Raw genomic sequence first — 9,651 nt, 5'->3', positions numbered from 1 at the left:
CCCCGTAAAAATAGCCCCCGAAAATCGGGAACATTAAACGTCGTGGCGCCATCCCCTTCTCCCCACGTCGTCCCTATCGCACAAAATAAATCCCAATAGACAAGCCGCGGATAAGCCTTCCCATCACATGGCAACCAACCATCCGGCAAACGCTCCATTGCAAAAGGACCAATAAAACCAGACGGTAGGCGTTTTAAAGAAGAAACTTTCTCTCTTGTTGGATTGAGAATTTGCCAACCACTTATCTCTTCATCGTAAATAACGGTATAAAGACAGCCATCTTGTATCTCTCCTCCCGATAAGGCTAATAAACCGGTTTCTGTCGCCTTATAAACGGGCTTACCGGCTAAATTATTTAAAGCAATTGTTGTCGCCCCAACATTCTTTCCCTTCGCTTTAAAACAAACCGATATGCCATTCTTATACTCTAAAAATGCCGATTGGCTTAGAAGCCTTATTACGCTCGTCTTTTGGTTATTATCAACCGTTACAATCCCTTCAAGCACGCCGCCCGTATCCGATAAATACTCACTTATCCTTTGCATCATAAAACGAGCGCTATTATTAACCGTGTTAGGATGCTGTCCCTCTGACCAATTAATCAAAGCATCAGCACCACCATTCTCAGATGCCGTTAAAGACCAATCATAAATCGTGGACATCTGAACCTCACGTCTTGATTCCAAACACAACACTCATATTAATCGGACGCGTCTCACTTGCACCTGAACGAGCCCAAACAACATCACGCATATGAAGGTGGGAATGGGGAAAGGCTAGCTTATGGTGCACGCGTATATCCTCTGCCCTCACACCCAAACGTTCGGCAAGCTTCAATCTTTGCTGGTCATTCAACACATATCCCCAGATGATCGTCAAATCACCATACCAACTCTCTTCCTCATCTTCATCATTCAAAATCGTAAAGGATTGACCCCCGTGATCATGCTTTCTCATAGCGTCATTTTGTAAAGTGCCAAGATAACGAAAGCGGTCTATCTCGCGGTCATCATCAACACCTCGTAAAAAAACACCACGCAAATCTGGAACGTTAAACTTGTTCCAAGTATCAGCTCCACCCCATCTGATCCCTATTGCATCATAAAGAGCAGGATAATCACTGCGCAAATAAGCCTTCCCATCACAGAGTAACCAGCCCTCTGGCAAAACTTGCATCCCAAAAATCCCTATCGTCCCCGTAGGATAAACGGGAATAACCGGTTCTTGTGATAAAGAAAGAGGCGTAGGATTTAAAACTTGCCAAGCATGATCCCTATAAACCAATGTATAAATGCACCCTTGTTGGATTTCACCTCCAGATAATGCACGAATGCCTAATTCCGTCGCCTTATAAACAGGTTTAGCGGCTAAATCATTCAAGGCAATTGCGGTTTCCCCAATATTCTTACCTTTTGCTTTAAAATATATTGATATCCCATTCTTATATTTCAAAAAATGCGATTTGCTTTGAAGTCTTATCAACGTCGTCTGTTGTTCAGCATCAACCGTAAAAGTGCTTTCAATCACACCACTCGTATCGGATAAATATTCACGCACACGCTGCATCATCATACGGGCGCTGTTATTCACGCTGCTAGGGCGCTGTCCTTTTGACCAATCAATCAAATCATCACAATAGGCATTCAAGGAGGCATTTAAAGACCAATCATAAATCGTCGACATCTTACACCTCATGTCTTAATCGCAAACAGAACACTCACATTTACTGGACGCGTCTCGCCCTCACCAGTGCTCTCCCAAACAACCTCTTGGCTCTCATCAAGAGTATAAGGACTTGCAACGTGACTCCTTAAATTCTCACGCTCTATACCCATAAAATTCGCTATAGAGCTCCCCCCAAACAAGCCTAGACGATAGCCTAATACATCCGTCGTATTCCCATCCCAAAAGTTTTCGTTGCTGGTAAAATGAGACATCGAAAGGCTCTGTCCTTGATGTTGGTGAGACTCGATTAAATCTGTTTGCACACTGGCAAAAGAACGCCAAGGGTCTAAATTGCGCCCTCCATCAAGCCCCCGTAAAAACATCCCTCGAAAATCTGGAACATTAAACGTTGTAACGCCATCCCCCTCTCCCCAAACCGTTCCTATTGTCTCAAATAAATCACGATAATCACGACGCAAATAAGCCTTCCCATCGCAAATTAACCAATCCTTTGGAATCCCGCGCATTCCAAACGTTCCTATAAAACCCGTGGGATAAAGACTGCTTTCTTCTTCCAAAGGAATAGAGGTAGGATTAACAAGATGCCAATGATCTCCATTATAAATCAAGCTATAAATGCACCCTTGTTGGATTTCCCCTCCCGATAATGCACTGATGCCTAATTCCGTCGCCTTATAAACAGGTTTAGCGGCTAAATCATTCAAGGCAATTGCGGTTTCCCCAATATTCTTACCCGTCGCCATAAAGCGCAAAACGATACCATTCTTATACTCTAAAAACTGTGAAGTGCTTGCAAGCCTTATCACACTCGTTTGTTGGACATGATCATTTGTAACAATGCCTTCAAGCTCTCCACCCGTGTCTGACAAGTATTCCTTTACGCGCTGCATCATCACACGGGCGCTCGTATTCACACTGCTAGGATGCTGTCCTTCGGACCAATCAATCAAATCATCTACGCGCGTATTATCCGCCGCTCTAAGCGACCAATCATAAATCGTTGACATTTCTCGTGAATCCTAGTTTCTGTAAAACGGTCCGTAAAACGCCCGCATGAATTGCGTCATCAAAGGATTATCATCATCACTCTCTTCTTCTTCCGAAGCTTCTTCTTGTGATGCTAATAATGCCCTTAAAACCTCTAACAAGTTGTCTCTATTTCTAATGCCACCATGCGCTGTAGGACTTGCTCTATGAGGCTGCCCCCCATACATCTGTAATACACGGTTGACAAAATCACTTGCACGCATAGCGTTGTTACCACCATTCAAACCTACCGCATTGCTCCCAACAATTTGCGCCGCATTGGCATGGGGATTTTGAAGAAGCCGCGCGGCTCCCCCTGCCCCTTGTTGATGTGCTAAATACAATTCCGCTTCACTAGGCGCTCTCCCCAACAGACGGCTTAAATGATTGCGATTATCAAGCGTCAAGCGCCCCATGGCATCTGCCGCTTGCATGGGGTCAAAACGATCCTGCAAACCATATTGTTTGGCGGTGCTGTCTATAAATTGATACAACCCACCCGCAGAAGAACGGGGATTCCTTGCATTCGGATTGCCTCCACTTTCAACTTGCGCAACACGGTATAAATAACTCTCTGGCAAACCATAATGCGCTGCCGTTTGCCGTATCGCTTGATTAACAGAAGGACTATAACGGGTCATTTCGCATACTCTATTGAAGCACTAGGACCTAACCCTTTTGCTACAGCTCTAGAAACAATCTTCAAGCCTTCATCCGTTATCACACCGGCTTTATGCCACTTCAAAGCACTTTGAATCAATTTGGCAATTTCATTGCGCTCCATTCCTTTAACGCCAAAAGTTGCTAACTTCGCTATACCGCGCTCTAGCTCTTGTCTTGCCCGTAGCGCCTCTGGAGCATTCGGGTGGAAAAATATGTTTCGTGCTAATTTTAGAGATTCAGTTGGCCAATGCAAAAAATTTGAAAAATTAATTCCATCAAAAACAGAAAACTCAGGAGTGCCTTCAAATTTGCTAAAAGCCTCTTTTGCTGCATCAGAATAGAATTGCTCCTGATCTACTGCCTTTTTAAAAGTAGAAAACCGTTCCGGTCCTATGGTCCTTTCAAGATTCTCAGACGCAAGATTTTGTTTTAAAAGTTTAGAAAATTCATTAATAGGGTCATCACTTTTTCTGAGTAAATCATCTAAGGCATTTCTCATACCCATCTGATAGGTATTATTTTGTTTTGTCCAATTCCCTTTAGAAAGATTTTCCTTAACTGCATCCCTTTCAATACTCTTTTCAAGTTTCGTGCCTAGAGCTTGTCTACCCTTCTCAAAACTATCTGCAAAATTTTTGAATTTTGCTGCACTACCACGCGCTGCTTGATAAGTAGGAGAGATTTGATCCATTATTTTTACTAAATCTTGTTTGAGGATTTCGTATCCTAAAACCTTCTGGTTATCGCCATGTTTCTTACTTTTTTCGATTAAATCATCAAGAGACTTCTTGGTTTGATCTAATAACTCTATCGTAGGTTTATAGTTTATACTGCTAAACTTTCTATTATAAAATCGTCTAGGATTTATACTGAGGGGGTGTTCCTCTAAAGTCTTAACAGCTTCTTTGAGAGCTCTTTGAAACCCTTTATTCTCAAAAAAATTATTAAGAGCTGGATAATGTTCTTTTCCTATTGGAATTTGCTTCGCTTGTTCATAGAGATGATCATGAGCCTCTTTTCCTTGCCGTTTAAGTGTCCTGCTTAAAATATCGCTATGCTGGTATGGAACAATCGTCTGCTCCATCATATCATCAAGACGTTGAACAGAACCGCCTAATCTTTTCTCATGCGCTTGTTTCAAGAGATTATAAACATCTTCATTTGTTTTAGACGCATTCCACAAAGTCTGTCGTAGTTTTTCATTAATATCTGTCAAAAATACTTCCTGAGGTTCTGAGCTAAGACGTTCCGTGATCTTTTGGGTTTTATTATCGTAAAGTTGCTTGGCAACTTCTCGCAAAGCTTTATTTGAAACCTCTTTACGAGCAGGATTAAAATAATTCCTCACGACAGGAGGTGACTTTAAAGCATTTCCTAAACTACGAACTGCCTTAGAAATACCCATACCTCCTAAAGCAGCAACCGGCGTCAAAACTGCCCCACCAACACCACCGGCTAATGCCGAATTCACCGTATCATTGTAACCTTTTCCTGCACCAGAACCATGTAAAGCTCCAGAACCTGCCCCAACAATAGCTCCCCTACCTAAACTTCCTAAAGTCGAGCCTGCTCGCAAAAAATTTAATGCGGGAATACCCAAAGATGCTAATGTTGGTAAAATCGAACCAGCAATATAAGCACCAGAAGACAACCATGGATATTTCTCTTCCAAGGCTTTTTGGTAAGCGCGTTCCTTGGCTACTCTTCTGTTATAAACCTCTACTGCTTTCTTATCACCACGCCAATAATCCGTAAAACCTGCTTCATTCGCCGCTTGTATCTCATCACTGTACCCTGCTGTAAGACCAGATGTACCATGGCTTCTAACAGCATCCCACCACGTAAGATCTTTATCATCAAATGCAAAATCTTTGAATGTTTCTTGAGTATTTGGAATATCTTGAACTGGACCAATTACTTTATATTTCCTAGCCCACTCAGGGAGACGTGATTTATCATAATCCTTAAGTTCAGGATAATTTGTTTCCTTTTGAACATCTTCAGCAATACCAATAACCTTATACTTTCTAGCCCATTCAGGAAGAAGTGACTTATCATAATTCTTAAGTTCAGACATGAAACACAACCTATTTTCTTATAGTCATTCTTTTACCATCGGCATCAATAACAATAAAATCTGCTCCTTTCGGTAAGGCTTCAATTTCTTCTGCACTTTTTACTACAGGCGCATTTGCACTATGTCCTTGCTGTGGAGCTTTAGAATGCGACTGTGAGGTAACCTTATCAACACTCTCTTGCGTTAATTCAATGCTGCTGTCTTCTAGCAATTTCAATACGTCTAATTTCATCTTAGCCAAAATCTGATGGATTTTTTTCAACCTAAACAAGAGCTCTTTATGACCCAAGTCGTACTTTATCTCTCCTAAATAGCTCTTTAAGATATCAAGCTCTCTTTCTGTAAGATTACCAAAACCAGAAGCACCATTGCGTGAATACCGTCTCATCGTTTCTAAACGGTCAATACCTATACGGTTTTTAATGGAATCAAGCAGTGAACGCATATCACGGTGTTGAGGAACCTTAAAAGAAGCTTGCCAATCAGCAAGATTTCCCGTAGCCCAATCACCATTCTCTTCTATATAATTCATAAAACGTTCAATGTCATGGAGTGTATTACTACTGATAGCTTCACTATTTTTAAGATCTATTGTTTCTCGTAGGCGGTCCATTTCTTCTTTAGATCTAGCATCATAACCGCCGTTCACTTTTTGTAATAGAAAAGCATTCAATGCATCTTTATTCCCAGCCATGAACCGCGCCTCTTCTTCACTGTACCCTTTAGATTTTAGGTATTCGACGGTCTGATTAACCTGTCCTCTTTTTTCTCTTTCCATATCACCACGACGAAGATTCATAGCTGCATTCGCTAAACTTTGTGCTATCGTCCCATCTGATAATGCATAACCAATCCCATAATCTGATAATCTTTGTAAAAACTCAGGACTACGCAAGTAATCCCAAAAACTCTGTTGAGAACCAGCATCTTGGTGAGGAACAGTACTCTGTTGTGGCTGTGCAAACTGCTGTGGTTCTACAGGTGAAATCGGTTCGGGTAACTGAGACCGCTTTGGTTGCAATGATGCCAAATCTGAAGTTTCAATTGCATTAGGCAAAGGTTCCATATCCTTCGATAAATCTAAAGGGTTTGGTTGTGAACCAAAGGTCGCTACTGGTAAAGAAGGAACTGAAAACGGTACATCTGGTTTTCTGCCTGCCGATCTTAAAGACGAACTTACATCTGGTAAAGGTGAAGTATTTTTAGCTAAACCTAAAGGATTTGATTGTGAACCAAAAGTTGCTATAGGGGAAGAAGGGGTTAAATAAGGTAAATTATTTGCCTGTTGTTTGGCGTCTTCTAGATCGTTGAAACGTATACGTGGTACATATTGGCTCATTACATGCATAGACTTAAGAAGTCTTGATAACATGTTATCGTTACTATTTTGCATAACTACCTCACTTTTTTCCTGCAAAATTAGCAATACTAGCTAAAATCCCTATAGCGTTCTTCCAAGGGTCGTTGCCTTGCATCATAGAGGCTGTATTATTATTCGTCGTTGTACCGTAGTTCCTTGCAAAGCCATGACCGGCGTTCATAAGCATATTCAACTTATTCCAACCGCTATTGTCTTGCTCCAGCCAACGTTCACGATTGGCATCAACAACTCTCTGATTGTAATTATCAAGCACACCTCCCCCCTGTATGGCATTGGAATAGGCATTGCCATAACCCTGTAAGAAGTTATTTGAGGCTCCCAACTGATTTTGATTGGCTTGGTCTATCAGTGAATTCGCTTGCATCATGCGGTCCGCATCACGATTATACTGGTCTGCTGTAGCACTTGTGGACAAAGCACCAAGTTCATTTGCCAATACACCTGCATGTGCACCGGACCCATAACGACCCGCACCTGCAAAAGAGCTGTTAATCGTATCTCTTACACGGTCTAAGCTATTTTGAAGGGCGGCATTAAAAGACGGATTCTGTCCAACCATACCACCAGAAGCCATATGTCTAAGATTCATGGCTGCCGACGTTGGATTATAGATTGTATTCATCAAAGAGCGATTTTGATAATGATGAGGGACACTCCCAAGACCACCTATGGCTTGGGTGGTTTGAGCACTTAACGGCGCAACACGAGGTCCTCCATACACATTACCCCCAATCCCTGTGTCATACATGTTATACGCATCTGCACCCCCACGCTTAAAGACATTCTGCATCCAAGCGGGAGGAGCGCTTGTCTGCACCTGCTTTTGTTCTGTTGTTGTCGGTGTCTTGCTCCCCATGTTACAATTCCTTCCTGTAATAAAGCATATCTATGCTGTAACCTTGCTTGTCCAATGCACGTTTCCAACCCAAACGACCCAAGATCTCCATTTCAGAAGCCCCATTCTCACGCGCCCAATCCTCTACAACTTGCAAATTGTCAACTTGATCAAGAACGCCCTTCCCACTACATTCACAAATCAGAGCGCGTTTCTTTCCTAAAACTGTCTGTTGTATCTGGGTCGTGACGACCGCTAAAAATCGCTCTTCATCATCCAAAACAAGCCATAACTGTTTCTTACCACTGCAAATAGATTCAATGAGTTCTCGCAACGTAATTTCATGTTTGAAACGCTCTACATACTCTCTAAAAGATGCAATGATTTCTTCAAGATAAGGGGCTATACGCTCTATATCCCAAGAACTGGTCAAAAAGACTTTTGCCATTACCCTCTACCAAAAGGACGTAAATCCACATTAAAACCCGTAATCATCGTCCAAGGTTCATTCTTAGGAATGCGTAATTTAAACCGGTGATAACGATTGCGTGAACGACCGTGATAAGCGCCCGTGACATACGAACACACCCTCTCCTTGTGCCATGTGATCGGTGTCTGATTATTGCGAAGCCGACGCTCTCCAATGCTTAAAAGACCTTCCGTCGTATCAACTTCGGCAAACATCTTCGTAATAAAGTTAAAACTTCCATCCGGTGCCCCCATCTCTTGCGAAACAACCGTTGCCTCCATCGGGGCTCCTGTAAACATAACAAGCCGATTGTTTTCATCAAAAGCACCAAGCATTGGAGCGCCACTTTGCCAACGGGGGCTGTCTAAAGAAGCCGGCAATGCCTCAAGATTGAGCGAAATCTCATCTAACTGTTCTAAAGTATACCCTGTTGTAAACACTGGAAACAACGTGAAAAGCTTTCCCTGTAGTGTCGACCATTTCTGTAAACCCCAATCATAAACAAAGGTGGTTTGTTCGTTATTGCCACTCTTTAAGGACCAATAAATCCGGTTATCAATGGGGTCTATAACTCCTTGCATCTCATCAAGAGCAAACTTATCAAATGTTTTAAAAACCGTTCTATCAACCTTTTCAAAGCCTATCGGTAAAAGTTGACCATCTAAACTCATCTGATAAAAACCACCATCACCTGCAAAAAAAGCGTCACTCCCTCGACATGCTATAGAGGACGCACTACGGGCTCCGCGCTTGTCTTGTATCTTTTGAAACGTAAACACAATCTTAGAACCCGCAACAAAGGTTCCTGCATAAATAGCAGAACGCATAAAAATGAGGGGATTAGTCGATTCCGTAGACCCTTGAACATATTCTCCATCCGGAAAATCTTGAAAATCGCAATCTTTCTGCTTAACTGTCCAATGGGTTGCATCTTCCAAACCAGACCAATGAATGCGATTGGGGTGATCTGTCAATTGCATCAAACAAACAAAAGGTCCCCAAACCTTCACCAAGCCTGCTTTCGGCGGATTGCCTCCTAAATCTTCAAATCGTTCAGAACTATGGGTGTTAAAAACTTGTGGTTTATCATTTTTATTGACCGCAATAATTCTTTGACCAAACAAAGCGAACGACCATTGATTATCTTCATGCGCATGATAGGTCACACCACTTTGGCTTATGTCTTTCCAACCCTTCGTTTGACTATCATAACTGTAAAGCTTTTGCTTGCCTCCTACGATTATCTTAACACCATTACCGCTTCTAAAGGCGATTGAACCCAAGGGCTTTTCTTCCAAAGGATTAGAAACAACCATTGCACTAGGCATGGGTATGTAACCGCCATCTGCCGGTAAAACATTCACAAGGCTATCCGTAAAACTGCCGTTGACAACCGCAACATCTGGTCTGTAATCGGCTACTGGAAAATAAACCATCTTAAAAATCCGTTGGTATTATTCTGGTCACGTTATGACGTTGAGACGTCTCTGCACGCAATTCATGCAACTGTTCGT

At 42.2% G+C, this 9,651-nt stretch carries 9 protein-coding genes; all 9 read right to left on the bottom strand.

Annotation, left to right across the window (positions count from 1 at the left end; genetic code table 11):
- Nucleotides 1-662: phage tail protein (locus ACFIQC_RS08625; protein WP_375707036.1), on the bottom strand; the 662-nt coding region annotated here is incomplete at its 3' end.
- A 7-nt stretch (nucleotides 663-669) separates the two neighbouring features.
- Nucleotides 670-1,683 carry a phage tail protein gene (locus ACFIQC_RS08620; RefSeq protein WP_375707035.1) on the bottom strand — a complete coding sequence of 338 codons (1,014 nt, stop codon included), beginning with the start codon at nucleotides 1,681-1,683 and terminating at the stop codon, nucleotides 670-672.
- Nucleotides 1,684-1,691: 8 nt separating this feature from the next.
- Nucleotides 1,692-2,693 (bottom strand): phage tail protein, encoded by a 1,002-nt coding sequence (locus ACFIQC_RS08615; RefSeq protein ID WP_375707034.1) that lies wholly within the window; start codon nucleotides 2,691-2,693, stop codon nucleotides 1,692-1,694.
- Between the two features lie 12 nt (nucleotides 2,694-2,705).
- The gene (locus ACFIQC_RS08610; RefSeq protein WP_375707033.1) at nucleotides 2,706-3,353 is read right to left on the bottom strand and encodes a transglycosylase SLT domain-containing protein; all 648 of its coding nucleotides are present in this window, start codon (nucleotides 3,351-3,353) and stop codon (nucleotides 2,706-2,708) included.
- The gene (locus ACFIQC_RS08605; RefSeq protein WP_375707032.1) at nucleotides 3,350-5,452 is read right to left on the bottom strand and encodes a glycine zipper family protein; all 2,103 of its coding nucleotides are present in this window, start codon (nucleotides 5,450-5,452) and stop codon (nucleotides 3,350-3,352) included. Before ACFIQC_RS08605 ends, ACFIQC_RS08610 begins: the two co-directional genes overlap by 4 nt.
- Before the next feature lie 10 nt (nucleotides 5,453-5,462).
- Nucleotides 5,463-6,845 carry a hypothetical protein gene (locus ACFIQC_RS08600; RefSeq protein WP_375707031.1) on the bottom strand — a complete coding sequence of 461 codons (1,383 nt, stop codon included), beginning with the start codon at nucleotides 6,843-6,845 and terminating at the stop codon, nucleotides 5,463-5,465.
- Nucleotides 6,846-6,852: 7 nt separating this feature from the next.
- A complete protein-coding gene (locus ACFIQC_RS08595) occupies nucleotides 6,853-7,689 on the bottom strand; it encodes a hypothetical protein (RefSeq protein WP_375707030.1) in 837 nt (278 codons plus the stop codon).
- Between the two features lies 1 nt (nucleotide 7,690).
- A complete protein-coding gene (locus ACFIQC_RS08590; protein WP_375707029.1) occupies nucleotides 7,691-8,116 on the bottom strand; it encodes a hypothetical protein in 426 nt (141 codons plus the stop codon).
- Nucleotides 8,116-9,573, bottom strand: a complete 1,458-nt coding sequence (locus ACFIQC_RS08585) for a hypothetical protein (protein WP_375707028.1) — start codon at nucleotides 9,571-9,573, stop codon at nucleotides 8,116-8,118. Before ACFIQC_RS08585 ends, ACFIQC_RS08590 begins: the two co-directional genes overlap by 1 nt.
- Between the last annotated feature and the right edge of the window lie 78 nt (nucleotides 9,574-9,651).

This window comes from Bartonella sp. AA126HLJHH (assembly GCF_042197425.1).
Lineage (GTDB): Bacteria > Pseudomonadota > Alphaproteobacteria > Rhizobiales > Rhizobiaceae > Bartonella.
This window is presented reverse-complemented; position numbering and strand designations above follow the sequence as displayed.